This is a genomic window from Micromonospora pallida, assembly GCF_900090325.1.
Taxonomy (GTDB): Bacteria; Actinomycetota; Actinomycetes; order Mycobacteriales; family Micromonosporaceae; genus Micromonospora; species Micromonospora pallida.
This window is the reverse complement of the sequence record NZ_FMHW01000002.1, coordinates 4,222,786-4,240,099: the sequence shown is the minus strand read 5'-3', so window position 1 is coordinate 4,240,099 and position 17,314 is coordinate 4,222,786. Positions and strand designations below refer to the sequence as shown.

Annotated in this window: 14 protein-coding genes; 10 read left to right on the top strand and 4 right to left on the bottom strand. The window is 72.1% G+C overall.

Annotated features, from left to right (window positions below; genetic code table 11):
* Positions 1-29 precede the first annotated feature (29 nt).
* Positions 30-281: a DUF2277 family protein gene (locus GA0074692_RS17295; RefSeq protein WP_091645899.1), complete on the bottom strand. Its 252-nt coding sequence runs from the start codon at positions 279-281 to the stop codon at positions 30-32.
* A 53-nt stretch (positions 282-334) separates the two neighbouring features.
* On the opposite strand from GA0074692_RS17295, the gene miaB reads away from it, so the two are divergent.
* On the top strand, positions 335-1,834 hold the full coding sequence (miaB, locus tag GA0074692_RS17290; RefSeq protein WP_091645897.1) for a tRNA (N6-isopentenyl adenosine(37)-C2)-methylthiotransferase MiaB: 1,500 nt from the start codon (positions 335-337) through the stop codon (positions 1,832-1,834).
* 210 nt (positions 1,835-2,044) lie between these two features.
* On the opposite strand, the gene GA0074692_RS17285 is transcribed toward miaB, so the two are convergent.
* The gene (locus GA0074692_RS17285) at positions 2,045-3,253 is read right to left on the bottom strand and encodes a DUF349 domain-containing protein (protein ID WP_091645895.1); all 1,209 of its coding nucleotides are present in this window, start codon (positions 3,251-3,253) and stop codon (positions 2,045-2,047) included.
* Positions 3,254-3,514: 261 nt separating this feature from the next.
* Between GA0074692_RS17285 and GA0074692_RS17280 the strand changes: the two genes are divergently transcribed.
* The 5 genes from GA0074692_RS17280 to dapF all read left to right on the top strand — a co-directional run bounded on the left by GA0074692_RS17280 (position 3,515) and on the right by dapF (position 7,300).
* Positions 3,515-3,964 (top strand): hypothetical protein, encoded by a 450-nt coding sequence (locus GA0074692_RS17280; protein ID WP_091645892.1) that lies wholly within the window; start codon positions 3,515-3,517, stop codon positions 3,962-3,964.
* A 134-nt stretch (positions 3,965-4,098) separates the two neighbouring features.
* Positions 4,099-4,731, top strand: a complete 633-nt coding sequence (locus GA0074692_RS17275) for an HD domain-containing protein (protein WP_091645890.1) — start codon at positions 4,099-4,101, stop codon at positions 4,729-4,731.
* An 81-nt stretch (positions 4,732-4,812) separates the two neighbouring features.
* Positions 4,813-5,529, top strand: a complete 717-nt coding sequence (locus GA0074692_RS17270; protein WP_141725320.1) for a class III extradiol dioxygenase subunit B-like domain-containing protein — start codon at positions 4,813-4,815, stop codon at positions 5,527-5,529.
* On the top strand, positions 5,514-6,431 hold the full coding sequence (miaA, locus tag GA0074692_RS17265; protein WP_245730691.1) for a tRNA (adenosine(37)-N6)-dimethylallyltransferase MiaA: 918 nt from the start codon (positions 5,514-5,516) through the stop codon (positions 6,429-6,431). The genes GA0074692_RS17270 and miaA overlap by 16 nt, the downstream gene beginning before the upstream one ends.
* Positions 6,432-6,472: 41 nt before the next feature.
* Positions 6,473-7,300 carry a diaminopimelate epimerase gene (gene dapF, locus GA0074692_RS17260; RefSeq protein ID WP_091645888.1) on the top strand — a complete coding sequence of 276 codons (828 nt, stop codon included), beginning with the start codon at positions 6,473-6,475 and terminating at the stop codon, positions 7,298-7,300.
* A 120-nt stretch (positions 7,301-7,420) separates the two neighbouring features.
* On the opposite strand, the gene GA0074692_RS17255 is transcribed toward dapF, so the two are convergent.
* Positions 7,421-8,893, bottom strand: coding sequence for an NAD-dependent malic enzyme (locus tag GA0074692_RS17255; RefSeq protein ID WP_091645885.1), 1,473 nt, complete (start codon positions 8,891-8,893; stop codon positions 7,421-7,423).
* A gap of 206 nt (positions 8,894-9,099) precedes the next feature.
* On the opposite strand from GA0074692_RS17255, the gene hflX reads away from it, so the two are divergent.
* Complete coding sequence (hflX, locus tag GA0074692_RS17250; RefSeq protein ID WP_091645882.1) at positions 9,100-10,551, top strand: GTPase HflX; 1,452 nt, start codon at positions 9,100-9,102, stop codon at positions 10,549-10,551.
* Positions 10,552-10,600: 49 nt separating this feature from the next.
* On the top strand, positions 10,601-12,313 hold the full coding sequence (locus GA0074692_RS17245) for a hypothetical protein (RefSeq protein WP_091645880.1): 1,713 nt from the start codon (positions 10,601-10,603) through the stop codon (positions 12,311-12,313).
* A gap of 63 nt (positions 12,314-12,376) precedes the next feature.
* Here GA0074692_RS17245 and lexA read toward each other — a convergent pair whose 3' ends face one another.
* Complete coding sequence (lexA, locus tag GA0074692_RS17240; RefSeq protein WP_091645878.1) at positions 12,377-13,162, bottom strand: transcriptional repressor LexA; 786 nt, start codon at positions 13,160-13,162, stop codon at positions 12,377-12,379.
* Between the two features lie 517 nt (positions 13,163-13,679).
* On the opposite strand from lexA, the gene nrdR reads away from it, so the two are divergent.
* Positions 13,680-14,186 (top strand): transcriptional regulator NrdR, encoded by a 507-nt coding sequence (gene nrdR, locus GA0074692_RS17235; RefSeq protein WP_091645876.1) that lies wholly within the window; start codon positions 13,680-13,682, stop codon positions 14,184-14,186.
* Between the two features lie 63 nt (positions 14,187-14,249).
* Entirely contained in the window at positions 14,250-17,099 is a 2,850-nt protein-coding gene (locus GA0074692_RS17230) for a vitamin B12-dependent ribonucleotide reductase (RefSeq protein ID WP_091645873.1), read from the top strand.
* The last annotated feature ends 215 nt before the right edge of the window (positions 17,100-17,314 follow it).

Here is a 17,314-nt window from a genome sequence, read left to right as displayed (position 1 = left end):
TGCCGGTCACGATCCGGGCGGCCGGCTGGTCACGAACCGGGGCGGTCGGTGGCGGGGGACGGTTCGGGACGGCTGCCGCCCCGGACCACGAGCTGGTCGAGCATCGTCTGGGTGGCGGCGGCGACGGCGGTCACCGCCGCCTCGAACGCGGCGGCGTTGTGCGCGGCGGGGGTACGGAATCCGGAGATCTTCCGGACGTACTGCAGGGCGGCGGCGCGCACGTCCTCGTCGGTGACCACCGGGACGTACGGCTCCCGCAGGGTCTTGATGCTCCGGCACATGGTTCCTCCTCGGTTCCGGCCGGTCGACCCGGCCCGGATACGCTGTCACCGTCATGACTACCGCAGCCGCGGGCAGCCCGCGCACCTACCAGGTGCGTACGTACGGCTGCCAGATGAACGTGCACGACTCCGAACGGATCTCCGGTCTGCTGGAGCAGGCGGGCTACGTGCGTGCCCCGGAGGCCGACGACCACCCCGACGTGGTCGTCTTCAACACCTGCGCGGTCCGGGAGAACGCCGACAACCGCCTCTACGGCAACCTCGGCCACCTGCGTCCGGTCAAGGACAAGCACCCGGGGATGCAGATCGCGGTCGGTGGCTGCCTGGCCCAGAAGGACCGCGGCGACATCGTCCGCCGCGCCCCCTGGGTGGACGTGGTCTTCGGTACGCACAACATCGGCTCCCTGCCGGTGCTGCTCGAACGGGCCCGGCACAACACCGCCGCCGAGGTGGAGATCCTCGAGTCGTTGGAGATCTTCCCGTCGACGCTGCCCACCCGGCGCGAGTCGACGTACGCCGGCTGGGTGTCGATCTCGGTCGGCTGCAACAACACCTGCACGTTCTGCATCGTGCCCTCGTTGCGTGGCAAGGAGAAGGACCGCCGCCCCGGCGACGTCCTCGCCGAGGTGCGGGCCCTGGTCGCCGAGGGCGTGCTGGAGGTGACCCTGCTCGGGCAGAACGTCAACTCCTACGGCGTGGAGTTCGGCGACCGGTACGCCTTCGGGAAGCTGTTGCGCGCCTGCGGTGACGTTGAGGGCCTGGAGCGGGTCCGGTTCACCAGTCCGCACCCGAAGGACTTCACCGACGACGTGATCGCCGCGATGGCCGAGACGCCGAACGTCTGCCACTCGCTGCACATGCCGTTGCAGTCGGGCTCGGACGACGTGCTGCGGACGATGCGCCGGTCGTACCGGGCCGACCGCTACCTCGGCATCATCGAGAAGGTCCGCGCGGCGATGCCGGACGCGGCGATCACCACGGACATCATCGTCGGATTCCCCGGCGAGACCGAGGCGGACTTCCAACGCACCCTGGACGTGGTCCGCGAGGCCCGGTTCGCGTCGGCGTTCACCTTCCAGTACTCCAAGCGCCCCGGCACGCCGGCCGCGACCATGGACGACCAGCTCCCCAAGCAGGTCGTCCAGGAGCGGTACGAGCGGCTGATCGCCTGCGTCGAGGAAATCACCTGGGCGGAGAACAAAAAGCTAGTCGGCGAGACCGTCGAGGTGCTGGTCGCGGTCGGCGAGGGCCGCAAGGACGAGCGCACCGGCCGGATGTCCGGCCGGGCCCGCGACGGCCGCCTGGTGCACTTCGACGCGGGCTCGCTCGCCGGCACGATCCGCCCCGGCGACATCGTGCACACCACGGTCACCTACGCCGCCCCGCACCACCTCAACGCCGACGGCGAACCGGTGGCGCACCGGCGTACCCGGGCCGGTGACGCGGCCGAGGCGGGGCGCACGCCGCGTACCCCCGGGGTGTTGCTCGGGCTGCCCACGATCGGCGCGCCGGCCGCGCCCCCCGCGCCGGCCACCGGCTGCGCTGCGCACTGACCCGGTCGCGCCGGCCCCCGGCTGCGCTGCGCCCCCCGGCGCCGGCCACCGGTTGCGCCGCGCACTGACCCGGTCGCGCCGGCCCCGGCTGCGCTGCGCTCCCCGGCGCCGGCTACCGGTTGCGCCGCGCACTGACCCGGTCGGGCCGGCGGACGACGAAGCCCCCTCCCGCACCGAGGCCGGTGGGGGAGGGGGCTGATTCGCTGTCGGTCAGCCGGCCTGTTCGGCGAGCTGGAGGAACTGCCGCTTGGAGGCGAGTGCCTGCTCGGCCTCGCGGACCCGCTTGGCGTCCCCGGCCGCCTGGGCCCGGGCCAGCCGCTCCTCGGCCTCGGCGACCTGCGCGCGCATCTGGGCCAGCAGCGGGTTGTCCTGCGGGGCGGTACGCCGCCACGCGGAGTCCATCGCCTCGCGGACCCGGTCGTCCACCGTCCGCATCCGCCGCTCCAGGCTGCCCGCGGCGTCCCGGGGCACCCGCCCGGCCTCGTGCCACTGCGCCTGGATGTCCCGCAGCTTGGCCTGCGCGCCGCGCGGGTCGCCCTCGATGTCCAGCGCCTCGGCCTCGGCCAGCAGGGCCTGCTTGCGCTCCAGGTTGGCGCGCTGCTCGTTGTCCCGGGCCGAGAAGACCTCGCTGCGCCGGGTGAAGAACTCGTCCTGGGCCGCCCGGAACCGCTCCCAGAGCTTCTGCTCGGCCTCCTTCGAGGCCCGGGGCGCGGCCTTCCACTCGGTCATCAGCTCCTTGAGCCGATTCGCGGTGGCCGCCCACTCGGTCGAGCCCTTGAGGGACTCGGCCTCGGTGACCAGGTCCTCCTTGGCGGTCTGCGCCTGCTTGCGCTGCGCGTCCAGGGAGGCGAAGTGCGCCCCCCGGCGCCGGGTGAAGCCGTCCCGGGCGGTGGCGAACCGCTTCCACAGCTCACCGTCGGTCTTCTTGTCGACCCCGCGGATGGTCTTCCACTCGTCGAGGATCTCCTTGAGGCGGTCGCCCGCGGTCTTCCAGCCGGTGGACTCGGCGGCGAGCTTCTCGGCCTCCTCCACGAGGGCCGTCTTGCGGGCGACGGCCTCGACCCGCGCCGCGTCGCGGGCCGCCCGCGCCTCACCGGCCTTCTCCTCTGCGAGCGCGGCGAGCTTGTCCAGCCGGGCGGCGAGCGCGTCGATGTCCCCGACGACGTGCGCCTCGGCCAGCGAATCCCGGAGCCGGCGGACCGTGGTCAGTGACCCGCTGGCGTCGGCCGCACCCGAGTTGAGTCGGGCCTCGGTCAGGTCGACCTCGGTCACCAGGTCGGCGAAGCGGCGGGCGAAGTGGGCCAGCCCCTCCTCCGGCGCTCCGGCCTGCCACGATCCGACCACCCGCTCGCCTTCGGCGGTCTTGACGTACACGGTGCCGTCCGCGTCCACCCGTCCGAAGGCAGTCCAGTCGCTCATGTACCCATCCTCGTTCTCCCGGCGTCGACGGGAACGGTCCCGTGATCGCCGCCACGGCGCAGCAAAGTTTCTCTCCGGCATTGTCACAGGTCCCACCGGGTCCGCGTCGAGCGCCTATCGCCGACCGTGACCATACGGTGTCCTACCCCGGACCGTCGTCTTGGACGGTCGGCTTGTCGGTTGTTGACGTACGCTGTACGGTACGCCGTACCAAAACGGCTCGGCTGACTCCCTGCCGAGCCCGACCGGAGGAGGAACCGGATGACCCAGGCAAGTTCGCGGATCGTCCCACCGGCTGATCCCGGGTACGCCCCGAGCGCGGAGGACCTCGCCGCCCTGGACGCCTGGTTCCAGCGCTACGACGCGTACGCGGCGGCCGGCGACGTGGAGGGCACGGCGAGCCTGGCCCTGTTCCCGCTGAACACCGTCACCGACAACTCCGCGGGGGAGGGCTCCGCCCAGCAGCTCGGCCGCGAGGAGTACCTGAAAGTGATGGGCGGGGCGCTGGGCGCGCCGGGGGACCTGGAGATGAACTCCACCCGTACGCCGTACCTGCTCACCCCGAGCCTCGCGGTGGTCTTCACCGAGGCGGAGTTCACCATCGACGGGCAGATTCAGCAGGTGCGCTACGCCGACGTGCTGGTCAAGACCGGCGGCGAGTGGCGGTTCCAGACGATGATCCAGGGCGGCTGGGGCGACCAGGCCGGGTAGGTCCCACCCGAGCCAGGGCGCGGCCGACTGTGGCCGTATCCGGCGGGGCGCTGGGCGCGGCAACAGCCGTCCCCGGTGCCCCGCGCCGGTACTGTCCGTCGACGGGTGTCAGGAGAGCGAATGCCATAGGGACCATGAGTTCGGTGCCGGGCGATTCCTCGTACCCGGTGGGGGCGATCCCGACCGACGAGCAGATCCGGGCGCTGCACGAACGGTACGCGCCGACCGAGGAAGCCTTCGACCTCGTCTACACCCACTGCCAGATCGTCTGCGCCGTGGCGGAACAGCTGCTCGACCGGTGCCACCCGGTGGTGGACGTCGCCCTGGTGCGGGCCGGCAGCCTGCTGCACGACATTGGCGTCTACCACCTGTACGACGAGGCAGGGCGACTCGATCACGAGAACTACGTCTGCCACGGGATGCTCGGACACGAACTACTCCGTGATCTCGGCTATCCAGAAGCGATCAGCAGGTTCTGCTCCCATCACACCGGGGTCGGACTCACCCGTGCGGACGTGCAGCGACAGGGTCTACCGCTGCCGCCCGGCGACTACACGGCCGACACCCTGGAAGAGGAACTGGTGATGTACGCGGACAAGTTCCACAGCAAGACCACCCCGCCCACGTTCCTGACCCCGGCGTCCTACGCCGCCAGTGTGCGGCGGTTCGGTGTGGACAAGGTGGCCCGGTTCGCGGCGCTGGTGGAGAAGTTCGGTGAGCCGGACCTGCCGGCACTGTCCCGCCACTACCAACAGCCGCTGAGCTGAGCCGTCCGTCCACGGCTGGGCGGTCGATCCCGGCCTCCACCCGTGGAGCGCCGGCCCGGTGTCGGCCGCTACGGTTGCCTGGTGTCCCTGGTCGCCGCCGCCGTCTGCCCGCACCCGCCGCTGCTCGTGCCCGAGGTCGCCGGGGCGGCCGCCGGTGAGCTCGACGACCTCCGCGCGGCCTGTGACGAAGCGGTCGGCCGGCTGCTCGCGGCCGAACCCGAGCAGATCCTGCTGGTCGGCTCCGGCCCCCGGACAACCCGCTTCCGCCCCGCCGACCACGGCTCGCTGCGCCCGTACGGCCTGGACCGGCAGGTCCGGCTCTGGAAGGTCAACTGTGCCGGTGGCCCGTACCTCCCGCTCAGCCTGACCATCGGGGCGTGGCTGGTCGGACGCTCCGGCACGGACCTGCCCCGGTTCGCCCACTCCGTCGCCGCCGACGCTTCCGGTGCCGAGTGTGCACAGCTCGGGGCGGAACTGGCCGCCGTCGAGGCGCGTACCGCGCTGCTGGTGCTCGGGGACGGGTCAGCCTGCCGGGGACAGAAGGCACCCGGCTACGACGACCCGCGCGCGCAGCCGTACGACGACGCGGTTGCCACGGCCCTGGCCACCGCGGACACCGACGCCCTGCTCGGCCTGGATCCGGTGCTCTCGGCGGAGCTGGGAGCCGCCGGTCGGGCGCCCTGGCAGGTGCTGTCCGGCGCGGTACGCGCCGCCGGCGGCGACTGGCGGGGCGACCTGCTCCACCACACCGCCCCGTACGGCGTGGCGTACCTCGTGGCGGCCTGGGAGCGGGCGTGACCGTCGTCGCGGTGGTCGGGCCGACCGCCGCCGGCAAGTCGGCACTGAGCATCGCCCTCGCGCACGCCCTCGACGGCGAGGTGGTCAACGCCGACTCGATGCAGCTCTACCGGGGCATGGACATCGGCACCGCCAAGCTCACGCCCGTCGAGCGGGAGGGCGTGCCGCACCACCTGCTCGACATCTGGCCGGTCACCGAACCGGCGAGCGTCGCCGAGTACCAGCGATTCGCCCGCGCGGCCGTCGACGACATCCTCGCCCGGGGCCGGGTGCCGTTGCTGGTCGGCGGCTCCGGGCTCTACGTGCGGGCGGTGCTGGAGCAGTTCGAGTTCCCCGGCACCGACCCCGAGCTGCGCGGCCGCCTGGAACGAGAGTTGGCGGCGGTCGGCCCGGCCCCGCTGTACGAGCGGCTGCGCGCGGTCGACCCGGCCGCGGCTGCCGGGATCCTGCCCGGCAACGGCCGGCGCATCGTCCGCGCGCTGGAGGTCGTCGAGCTGACCGGCGCGCCGTTCGCCGCGTCCCTGCCCGAGCCGACCCCGTTCTACCCGTCGGTGCAGCTCGGCGTCGACCTGGACACCGCGCTGCTCGACGAGCGGGTCGCCCGGCGGGTGGACCGGATGTGGGCCGACGGGCTGGTCGCCGAGACCCGCGAGCTGGTCGGCCACGGCCTGCCCGAGGGCCGTACGGCCAGCCGGGCGCTCGGCTACCAGCAGGTGCTGCGGTTCCTGGCCGGCGAGTCGACCGAGGCCGAGGCGCACGACGAGACGATCCGCGCCACCCGCCGATTCGTCCGCCGGCAACGCTCCTGGTTCCGCCGCGATCCCCGGGTGCACTGGCTGGACGGGGCCGCCCCGGACCTGGTCCAGGCCGCCCTGGACGTGGTGCGGGTCGCTCCGGCCTGAGTCCCGCCGGGCGCCACCTGCGGCTGCGGGATGATGAGGGCGTGGAGTTCACCAAGGGCCATGGCACCGGCAACGACTTCGTGATCCTGCCCGACCCGGACGGGCAGCTGGCGCTGACCCCCGAGCGGGTCGCCGCGCTCTGCGACCGGCGGCGCGGTATCGGCGGGGACGGCGTACTGCGGGTGGTCCGGGCCGCGAAGCACCCGGACGGAGCCGGGCAGGCCGGCGAGGCCGAGTGGTTCATGGACTACTGGAACGCCGACGGTTCCTTCGCCGAGATGTGCGGCAACGGCGCTCGGGTGTTCGTCCGCTACCTGCTCGCCACCGGGCTGGCTGCCCCGACCGACGGCCTCCTGTCGGTGGCGACCCGGGCCGGCGTGGTGCGGGCCCGCGCCGACGGGGAGACCATCGCCGTCGAGATGCGCCGCCCGAGGCTGTACGACGCCGGGGCGGCCACCCTGGGCGGGCTGACCCTGCCCGGCACCGCCGTCGACGTCGGCAACCCGCACCTGGTCTGCGCGCTGCCGGTCGGGCTGGACCTGGCGGCGCTCGACCTCACCCGTCCGCCCGGCGTCGATTCGGCGCTCTTCCCGGCCGGGGTGAACGTCGAGTTCACCAGCCCCGGCGAACCGGTGGACGGCACCGACGGGCACGCGCTGATGCGGGTGTACGAGCGCGGCTCGGCCGAGACGCTCTCCTGCGGCACCGGGGCGTGCGCGGTGGCAGCCGTGGCACTCCGGGACGCCGACCGGGACACCGGCGTGGTGGCGGTCGACGTACCGGGCGGTCGCCTGACGGTCACCATCGAGCCGACCTCCTGCTGGCTGGCCGGCCCCGCCCTCCTGGTAGCCACCGGCACGCTCCTCTGATCCGCCGCGCGGACCGCCGGGTCGACCAAGACGTCTGCAGGGGACCCCTGTTACTCGTTTCTGACGAGGAGGGGTCCCCTGCAAACATCTGGAGACCGGGTGGTGGGGGAGCCGGGTGGGTCAGGGGGTGGCGGAGGAGGCGGCGGCGATCTCGGGGAGGTCGGCGGGGCCGGAATCGGCCGCCGGGGGCGGCGTGGCGCCCGGGTTCTGGGCGGCGGCGCGGACGGCGGCGGCCACCGCGGGGGCGACCCGCGAGTCGAAGACGCTCGGGACGATGACCGTCGGGTTGATCTTGTCCTCGCCGACCACGTCCGCGATGGCCCGAGCGGCGGCGATCGCCATCTCCTCGGTGAACTCCTCGGCGTGCGCGTCCAGCATGCCCCGGAACACACCCGGGAAGGCGAGCACGTTGTTGATCTGGTTCGGCTGGTCCGACCGGCCGGTCGCGACCACCGCCGCGTACTTGCGCGCCTCCCGGGGGTCGACCTCCGGGTCCGGGTTGGCCAGCGCGAAGACGATCGCGTCCTCGGCCATGGTGGCGATGTCCTCGCCGGTGAGCAGGTTCGGCGCGCTCACCCCGATGAACACGTCCGCACCGCGCACCGCGCCACGAAGGTCACCGGAGTAGTTCTCCCGGTTGGTGTTCTCGGCCAGCCACTGCCAGGCCGGGTTGAGCCCGGTCAGCCCACGGTGCAGCGCGCCCTGCCGGTCGTACGCGATGATGTCGCCGACGCCCTGGCGCAGCAGCAGCTTCATGATCGCGGTGCCGGCCGCGCCCGCGCCGGAGACCACCACCCGGACCTGCGACATCTTCTTGCCCACCACGCGCAGCGCGTTGGTCAGCGCGGCGAGCACGCAGATCGCCGTGCCGTGCTGGTCGTCGTGGAAGACCGGGATGTCCAGCAGGTCCCGCAGCCGCGACTCGATCTCGAAGCAGCGCGGGGCGGCGATGTCCTCGAGGTTGATCCCGCCGTACGCGGGCGCGATCGCCCGGACGATGTTGACGATCTCGTCGGTGTCCTGGGTGTCCAGCACCACCGGCCAGGCGTCCACCCCGCCGAACCGCTTGAACAGCGCGGCCTTGCCCTCCATCACCGGCAGCGAGGCGGCCGGGCCGAGGTTGCCCAGCCCGAGCACGGCCGAGCCGTCGCTGACCACGGCCACCGTGTTGCGCTTGATGGTCAACCGCCGCGCGTCGGCCGGGTTCTCGGCGATCGCCTGGCAGACCCGGGCGACCCCCGGCGTGTACGCCCGGGACAGCTCGTCCCGGTTACGCAGCGCCACCTTCGGGGTCACCTCGATCTTGCCGCCGAGGTGGAGCAGGAAGGTCCGGTCGGAAACCTTGCGGACGTCCACCCCGTCCAGCTCGGTCAACGCCTGCACCACCTGGTCGGCGTGGCCGGAGTCGGCGGTGTCGCAGGTCAGGTCGACCACCACGTGGGTCGGGTCGGAGTCGACCACGTCCAGCGCGGTGACGATCGCCCCGGCCTCCCCGACACAGGTGGTGAGCCGTCCGATCGACGACGCGTCGGCGGTTACGGCGATCCGGATGGTGATCGAGAATCCGGCGCTCGGCAGGCGGGTGATGGCCACGGGGGTCCCTCCGGTCTGGCTCGACGGCCCCGGTGCCGCCGACCCCGCATTTCTACCCTTTGGCCGGATCGGCCCAGCAAGCGGCCCGGTCCCGGGTGACGCGTACCGCGCCTGATCGGCCCCGGAACGGGCAAATAGTAGGTGCGGTGGGGCTGCGCGCGTGCCACGATTGCTTCGTACTTGTCAAAACGGACAGGAGATACGGTTTGCGAGAGCAGCAGGGCTTCGTCCCGGTCGAGGACGAGGAACTCGACGCCACCACCGGCGAGCTGGAACTGGAGGAACGCCAGGCGCTGCGTCGAGTGCCCGGACTCTCCACCGAACTCAGCGACATCACCGAGGTCGAGTACCGACAGCTACGGCTGGAGCGGGTGGTGCTGGTCGGGGTTTGGACCGAGGGCACGGTGACCGACGCGGAGAACTCCCTCACCGAGCTGGCCGCGCTCGCCGAAACCGCCGGTTCCCAGGTGCTGGAGGGGCTGATCCAGCGGCGCAACCGCCCGGACCCGGCCACCTACGTCGGTCGGGGCAAGGTCGACGACCTGGGCGCCGTGGTTCTCTCCAGCGGCGCCGACACGGTGATCTGCGACGGTGAGCTTTCCCCGTCCCAGCTCCGTAACCTGGAGCAGCGCACCAAGGTCAAGGTGGTCGACCGCACCGCCCTGATCCTCGACATCTTCGCCCAGCACGCCAAGAGCCGGGAGGGCAAGGCGCAGGTCGAGCTGGCCCAGCTGGAATACCTGCTGCCCCGGCTGCGCGGTTGGGGTGAGACCCTCTCCCGGCAGACCGGTGGTAGCGGTCGCGGCGGTGGGGCCGGCGGCGGCGTGGGCCTGCGTGGTCCCGGTGAGACCAAGCTGGAAACCGACCGGCGGCGCATCCGCCACCGGATCTCCCGGCTGCGCCGCGAGATCAAGGCCATGCGGACGGTACGCCAGACCAAGCGCGCCCGCCGCTCCCGCAACGCGGTCCCCGCAGTGGCCATCGCTGGCTACACCAACGCCGGCAAGTCCAGCCTGCTCAACCGGATGACCGGGGCCGGGGTGCTGGTCGAGAACGCGCTCTTCGCCACCCTCGACCCGACCACCCGGCGGGCCACCACCGCCGACGGCCGCCTCTACACCCTCTCCGACACGGTCGGCTTCGTCCGGCACCTGCCGCACCAGATCGTCGAGGCGTTCCGCTCGACGCTCGAGGAGGTCGCCGACGCGGATCTCGTGGTGCACGTGGTCGACGGCACCCACCCCGACCCGGAGGAGCAGGTCCGGGCGGTCCGCGAGGTGCTCGCCGAGGTCGGCGCCGACCGGCTGCCCGAGCTGCTGGCGGTCAACAAGATCGACGCCGCCGACGAGGAGACGCTGCTGCGGCTCAAACGTGCCTGGCCGGACGCGATCTTCGTCTCCGCCCACTCCGGCCGGGGCATCGACGAGTTGCGGGCCAGTATCGAGGCGCGGCTGCCCCGCCCGGCGGTCGAGGTCCGCGTCGTGCTGCCGTACGACCGGGGTGACCTGGTCGCCCGAGTGCACCGGCAGGGCGAGGTGCTCAGCACCGCCCACCTGCCGGAGGGGACGTTGCTGCACGTCCGGGTCGGCGACGCACTCGCCGCCGAACTGGCCCCGTTCGAGACGGACGAGAACGCGGTCGCCGCGCGTCGCCCGTAGGGGTCGCGGGGTCGTCCGAATGGCGACCGGAACATGCGACACTGAGCCCATGCGGCGCGCGGTTTCCTCGATCACGGTTGCCCTCGGCCTGCTCACGGTCACGGTGGGGATCGCCGGGGCGGCGGTTGCCGCTCCGGCCCCCGCCGCCTCGGACGCTGCCCCCACACCCGGCCGGAAGCGTTGCTCGGTCACCGACGAGAAGCTCCGCGAACTCTCCGGGCTGGTCGCGACCAAGAACGGCTACGTCGTGGTCAACGACAGCACCGACATCGACAGCCACAAGCGGGTCTTCTTCCTGAACGCCAAGTGCGGCATCACCAAGGGCGTCCGGTACTCAGGGGGAGGACCGCTGGACCCGGAGGACCTGGCCCTCTCCCCGAACGGCGAGACGCTCTGGATCGCCGACATCGGCGACAACGTCACCAGCGCCAAGCGGCGCGAGCGGGTGGCGCTGTGGACCATGCCGGCCGACGGCTCGGAGGAGCCCGAACTGCACCGGGTCGCCTACCCGGAGCGCGAGCCGCACGACGCCGAGGCGCTGCTGATCGGCGACGACGGCAAGCCGCTGATCATCACCAAGGAGCTCAGCGGCAAATCGGAGATCTTCACCCCGACCGCCGCGCTCAAGACCAACAACACCGAGCCGGTGCCGATGCAGAAGGTCGGCGAGATCACCCTCCCCAAGACCACCACCCCCAACCTGTTCCAGGGGCAAGGCCGGGTGGCGATCACCGGGGCGGCCCGCTCACCCGACGGCGGCCGGGTGGTACTGCGTACCTACGCCGACGCCTTCGAGTACGACGTCACCGGCGGGGACATCGTCGCCGCCCTGACCAAGGGCGAACCCCGGGTCACCCCGTTGACCGACCCGTTCGGCGAGGCGATCTCCTACACCCCCGACGGCAAGCTCTTCGTCACCGTCTCCGACGCCGGGAACCTGGGCGAGGACGCGGCGGTCGACATCCTGGCGTACACGCCGTCGGCCAAGGCCGCCCCGCCGGTGGCCGAGGAGTCGAAGGACAAACAGAAGGCCGCCGGCGGCTCCCTGCTGGACGGGCTGAGCCTCGACGACCTCACGTATCTGATCGCGGCGGTCGGCGTGCTCGGCGCGCTGCTGGTCGGGGCGGGCATCGTCGGCATCGTCCTGGCCCGACGTCGACCCCAGTCGGACACCGAGCGGAGCGGGAAGAAAGACGATCCGTACGTCAGTGGCGAACTGCCCGACCGCGACGGCGGCGACCGCCGTGGCAAGGGTCGCCCCGGCGCCGCGCCGGCCGGACGGGAGCCGCAGCGGGGCGCGGTCTACGGGGGTCAGCAACCCGCCGCTGGCCGTCCGTCCGGTCGGGCGGGCGGGGGGAACGTCTACGGCGGTGCCGCCCCGTCCGGGCCGCCACCCGCAGCACCCGCCGGGGGCGCGGTCTACGGCGGCCGAGGCGGCGCGAACGTGTACGGCGGTCCGCCCGCCAGCTCGGGCCCGCCCCGTGGTGGCGAACGCGGCGGTAGGGAACGCGACGGCAGCGGGCGCGGCGGCTACCGAGGCGAGGGCGACCGGGACGGGTACGGCGGCAGCGGTGGCGGCTACGGCGGCGGTGCCCCCGGCGGCGGGTACGGCGGTGGCCGGGCCGAACCGCCGCGCCGCGGTGGTGCGCCCGGTCGGCGGCGGGACGAACCGGACGGGTACGGCCGTCGGGGCGGACCGGACCGCGAAGGGTACGGACGCGCCAACGGTCCCGGCCACGACCAGCGGGGCACCCGGTACTGACCACAGCCACCAGGGCACCCCCGGTACCGGTAACGCGGAAGGCCGGTGGTGCCGGCCCGGCGGTCAGATGCGGCGGAGCACCGCCACCACGCGGCCCATGATGGTCGCGTCGTCACCGGGGATCGGGTCGAAGGCCGGGTTCTGCGGCATCAGCCAGACGTGCCCGTCGCGGTGGCGGTAGGTCTTGACGGTCGCTTCGCCGTCGAGCATCGCGGCCACGATTTCGCCGCTGTCGGCGGTCGGCTGCTGCCGGACCACGACCCAGTCCCCGTCGCAGATGGCGGCGTCGAGCATCGAGTCGCCCTTGACCTGGAGCATGAAGACCTCGCCCTCGCCCACCAGTTCGCGGGGGAGGGGGAAGATGTCCTCGACGGTCTGCTCGGCGAGGATCGGCCCACCGGCGGCGATCCGACCGAGCATCGGCACGTACGCCGGGGCGGGCCGCTGCGAGCGGGTGGCCTCGTCGTCGATCATGTCGCTGGGCGGACGGACGTCCACCGCGCGGGGGCGGTTCGGGTCGCGCCGCAGGAAGCCCTTCCGTTCCAACTCCTTGAGCTGGTAGGCGACGCTGGACGGGGAGACCAGGCCCACCGCCTCACCGATCTCGCGCACGCTGGGCGGGTACCCGTGCCGGTCGACCCAGTCCCGGATGAAGTCCAGGATCCGGCGCTGCCGGGCGGTCAGGTCGACCGTGGCCGGGTCGGGGAAGGCGCTGACCACCGGGGTGACCGGACGCACGGCGGGCTGGCCCGTCCGGCTGCGCGCGGCCCGACGGCGGGTGGCCGGCGGCCCCGCCTCGGCGATCTGCTGCGGGGGCTTCGGCCGGCTGGCCCGGTCCTCGGTCGACACGTCCGTCCTCCCTGGTCGGCGCTGGTGCCTCGGCGGCTGGTGGTGCCTACGGATGTCGCAGCCGGGCGCCTCGACGGCGCGCCGGTCCGGTTGTTCCCGACCGTATAGGTGGGATGGGTTATTTTCAAACGCCTGTACGACCTGATTCCGGCGTGTCGCGGGGAATACCGTCCTCGCGGTACGCCGGTTTCTGGTAAATGGTACGCGTGCTCGAACTCCTGTTCGATTGTCCGGCTGGTGGAGCGGTAACCGGTGGGCCGGTCCGGGCGTTGGGAGTGGGGGTTCGACATGACGCGCCGGACACGCCGCTCCCAACTTGACCGCCGCCGGTCCGCGGCATACGGTCGACCCCTAGATGTAGTAGTCACATGGGTGTAAGTCGCCTATAGGTTGGGTTCGACTACCGACCGCACTCCCCGTTCGGCGTCTACGGCGGCGGCCATCGACCGATGGTTCCGCCGTGATGACGCGTGTCCGGGGACGGGGCGCGGCCGCGATCGATGAAGGAGGTTCGGCGATGCGGTGCCCGTACTGCCGGCACGCCGACTCCCGGGTGGTCGACTCGCGGGAGGCCGACGACGGCCAGTTGATCCGGCGTCGCCGGGCCTGCCCGGAATGTGGCAAGCGGTTCACCACGGTCGAGGAGGCGGTCCTCGCCGTGGTCAAGCGGAGCGGGGTGACCGAGCCGTTCAGCCGTACGAAGATCATCGGCGGGGTCCGCAAGGCATGCCAGGGCCGGCCGGTCGACGACGACTCGATCGCCCTGTTGGCACAGAAGGTCGAGGAGACCGTGCGGGCCAAGGGCGCGGCGGAGCTCCCGAGCCACGAGGTGGGGCTCGCGATCCTGGGCCCGCTGCGGGACCTGGACGAGGTGGCCTACCTCCGCTTCGCCAGCGTCTACCGGTCCTTCGACTCGCTGGCCGACTTCGAGCGCGAGATCGACACGCTGCGGGCGGCGGCGAGTGTCCGGGCGGGCGTCGAGGGCGACGGGGCCGCCGCCGGGGCGGCAGACCGCACCAACTGAGTTTTTCGAGCGATTAAGTGACGACGCGCGGTTGGTTACCGCGCAGACGAGGGGGCGGATGAGATGGCGGGGGACGGCGTGACAGCCAGTCGTACGCGGACGACGAAGGCCGGCGGGGCCACCACCGGTCTGAAGGTCGAGCGGGTGTGGACCACCGAGGGGGTGCACCCGTACGACGAGGTGACCTGGGAGAGCCGGGACGTCGTGATGACGAACTGGCGGGACGGCTCGATCAACTTCGAGCAGCGCGGGGTCGAGTTCCCGCAGTCCTGGAGCGTCAACGCGGCCAACATCGTGACCACCAAGTACTTCCGGGGCGCGGTGGGCACCCCGGAGCGGGAGCGGTCGCTCAAGCAGCTCATCGACCGGGTGGTCGACACCTACCGGGCCGCCGGTGAGAAGTACGGCTACTTCGCGGGCCCGGCCGACGCCGAGGTCTTCGCCCACGAGCTGACCTGGATGCTGCTGCACCAGGTGTTCAGCTTCAACTCGCCGGTCTGGTTCAACGTCGGCACGCCGTCGCCGCAGCAGGTCAGCGCGTGTTTCATCCTCGCTGTCGACGACTCGATGGACTCGATCCTCGACTGGTACAAGGAGGAGGGGCTGATCTTCAAGGGCGGCTCCGGCTCCGGGGTGAACCTCTCCCGGATCCGCTCCTCCCGGGAGCTGCTCTCCTCCGGTGGCAACGCCTCCGGCCCGGTCAGCTTCATGCGCGGCGCGGACGCCTCGGCCGGCACCATCAAGTCCGGCGGCGCCACCCGGCGCGCGGCGAAGATGGTCATCCTCGACGTGGACCACCCGGACATCCAGGAGTTCGTGGTCACCAAGGCGCGCGAGGAGGACAAGATCCGCGCGCTGCGGGACGCCGGCTTCGACATGGACCTCGGGGGCGCGGACATCGTCAGCGTCCAGTACCAGAACGCCAACAACTCGGTCCGGGTCTCCGACGAGTTCATGACGGCGGTGGAGAACGACGGCGGGTTCGACCTGCGCGGTCGGCTCGACGGGGCGACCATCGAGACGATCGAGGCGAAGAAGCTCTTCCGCACCATCTCCCAGGCCGCCTGGGAGTGCGCCGACCCGGGCCTCCAGTACGACGACACGATCAACGACTGGCACACCTGCCCGGAGACCGGGCGGATCACCGCCTCGAACCCGTGCTCGGAGTACCTGCACCTGGACAACTCCTCCTGCAACCTGGCCTCACTGAACCTGATGAAGTTCCTCCGCGCCGACGGGGGCTTCGAGGTGGAGAAGTTCGTCCGCTCCGTCGAGCTGGTCATCACCGCGATGGACATCTCGATCAGCTTCGCCGACTTCCCGACCGAGAAGATCGGCGAGACCAGCCGCGCCTACCGTCAGCTCGGCATCGGGTACGCCAACCTCGGCGCGCTGCTGATGGCCTCCGGCCTGCCGTACGACTCGGAGCAGGGCCGTTCGGTGGCCGCCGCGATCACCTCGCTGATGACCGGCACGGCGTACCGCCGCTCGGCCGAGCTGGCCGGCATCGTCGGCCCGTACGACGGCTACGCCCGCAACGCCGAGCCGCACAAGCGGGTGATGCGCAAGCACGCCGCCGCCAACGACGAGATCAAGCCGAGCGGCACCGTCGCCACCGCGATCGTCCGCGAGGCGACCCGGCAGTGGACCCAGGGCAACAAGGTCGGTGACAAGTTCGGCTGGCGGAACGCGCAGGCCAGCGTGCTGGCCCCCACCGGCACCATCGGCCTGATGATGGACTGCGACACCACCGGCGTCGAGCCCGACCTAGCCCTGGTCAAGTTCAAGAAGCTGGTCGGCGGCGGCTCGATGCAGATCGTCAACCAGACCGTGCCCCGCGCGCTGCGCAGCCTCGGCTACCCGGAGGAGCAGGTCGAGGCGATCGTCGAGCACATCGCCGACCACGGCCACGTGGTGGACGCCCCCGGCCTCAAGCCGGAGCACTACCCGGTCTTCGACTGCGCGATGGGCGAGCGCTCGATCGCGCCGATGGGGCACGTGCGGATGATGGCGGCGGTCCAGCCGTTCATCTCCGGCGCCATCTCCAAGACGGTCAACATGCCGGAGGCGGCCACCGTCGAGGACGTCGAGAAGATCTACTTCGAGGGCTGGAAGCTCGGCCTGAAGGCGTTGGCGATCTACCGGGACAACTGCAAGGTCGGCCAGCCCCTCTCGGTGGCCAAGCCGAACAAGGGCACCGAGACCGCACCGGCCGGGGTCGAGAAGACCGTGGAGAAAGTCGTCGAGTACCGCCCGGTGCGCAAGCGGCTGCCGAAGAAGCGTCCGTCCCAGACGGTCAGCTTCTCCGTCGGCGGGGCCGAGGGCTACCTCACCGCGTCGTCGTACCCGGACGACGGCCTGGGCGAGGTCTTCCTCAAGATGTCCAAGCAGGGCTCGACGCTGGCCGGCGTGATGGACGCCTTCTCGGTGGCCATCTCCATCGGCCTCCAGTACGGCGTGCCGCTGGAGACGTACGTCAGCAAGTTCACCAACATGCGGTTCGAGCCGGCCGGGATGACCGACGACCCGGACGTGCGGATCGCGGCCTCGGTGATGGACTACATCTTCCGTCGCCTGGCGCTGGACTTCCTGCCCTACGAGACCCGCGCCGAGCTGGGCATCTTCACCGCTGCCGAGCGGACCGCCCAGATGCGTGCCGAGGCCGAGGCCGCCGAGGGCGGCGCGGACCTCGCCGCGATGGCCGCCTCCGCCCCGGTCGAGTCGAAGCCGGAGCCGGTTGCCGAGCCCGCCGCCAAGCCGGCGCCGTCGGTCGGTTCCTCCACGGAGCTGCTGGAGGCGGTGATCGGCAAGGCCGCCGACGCGCCGCTCTGCTTCACCTGCGGTACGAAGATGCGCCCCGCCGGAAGCTGCTACGTCTGCGAGGGCTGCGGCTCCACCAGCGGCTGTAGCTGACGTCGTACGGTGACGACCGCCCGGACCGATCCCGGTCCGGGCGGTCGCGTGCTGCCCTGGCCCGCCCGGACCGGCCCGCCGCCCGGCGCGGCTCAGGTCGCAGTGAACCCGTCCCGCGCGTCACGCCTGCGCCGGGCGAGGCGGCGTCGGTCGGCCGTCGGTGGTTCAGCGGAGGAAGGCGGCGACGGTCGCGGTGAACGTTTCCGGGTCGTCCA

Excerpts from the sequence above, each read along its gene's own strand:
- GA0074692_RS17280 (WP_091645892.1), top strand. The coding sequence starts at position 3,515 with ATGACCCAGGCAAGTTCGCGGATCGTCCCACCGGCTGATCCCGGGTAC.
- GA0074692_RS17230 (WP_091645873.1), top strand. The coding sequence starts at position 14,250 with ATGGCGGGGGACGGCGTGACAGCCAGTCGTACGCGGACGACGAAGGCC.
- GA0074692_RS17295 (WP_091645899.1), bottom strand. The coding sequence starts at position 281 with ATGTGCCGGAGCATCAAGACCCTGCGGGAGCCGTACGTCCCGGTGGTC.
- nrdR (WP_091645876.1), top strand. The coding sequence starts at position 13,680 with ATGCGGTGCCCGTACTGCCGGCACGCCGACTCCCGGGTGGTCGACTCG.
- miaB (WP_091645897.1), top strand. The coding sequence starts at position 335 with ATGACTACCGCAGCCGCGGGCAGCCCGCGCACCTACCAGGTGCGTACG.
- GA0074692_RS17245 (WP_091645880.1), top strand. The coding sequence starts at position 10,601 with ATGCGGCGCGCGGTTTCCTCGATCACGGTTGCCCTCGGCCTGCTCACG.
- GA0074692_RS17275 (WP_091645890.1), top strand. The coding sequence starts at position 4,099 with ATGAGTTCGGTGCCGGGCGATTCCTCGTACCCGGTGGGGGCGATCCCG.
- GA0074692_RS17285 (WP_091645895.1), bottom strand. The coding sequence starts at position 3,253 with ATGAGCGACTGGACTGCCTTCGGACGGGTGGACGCGGACGGCACCGTG.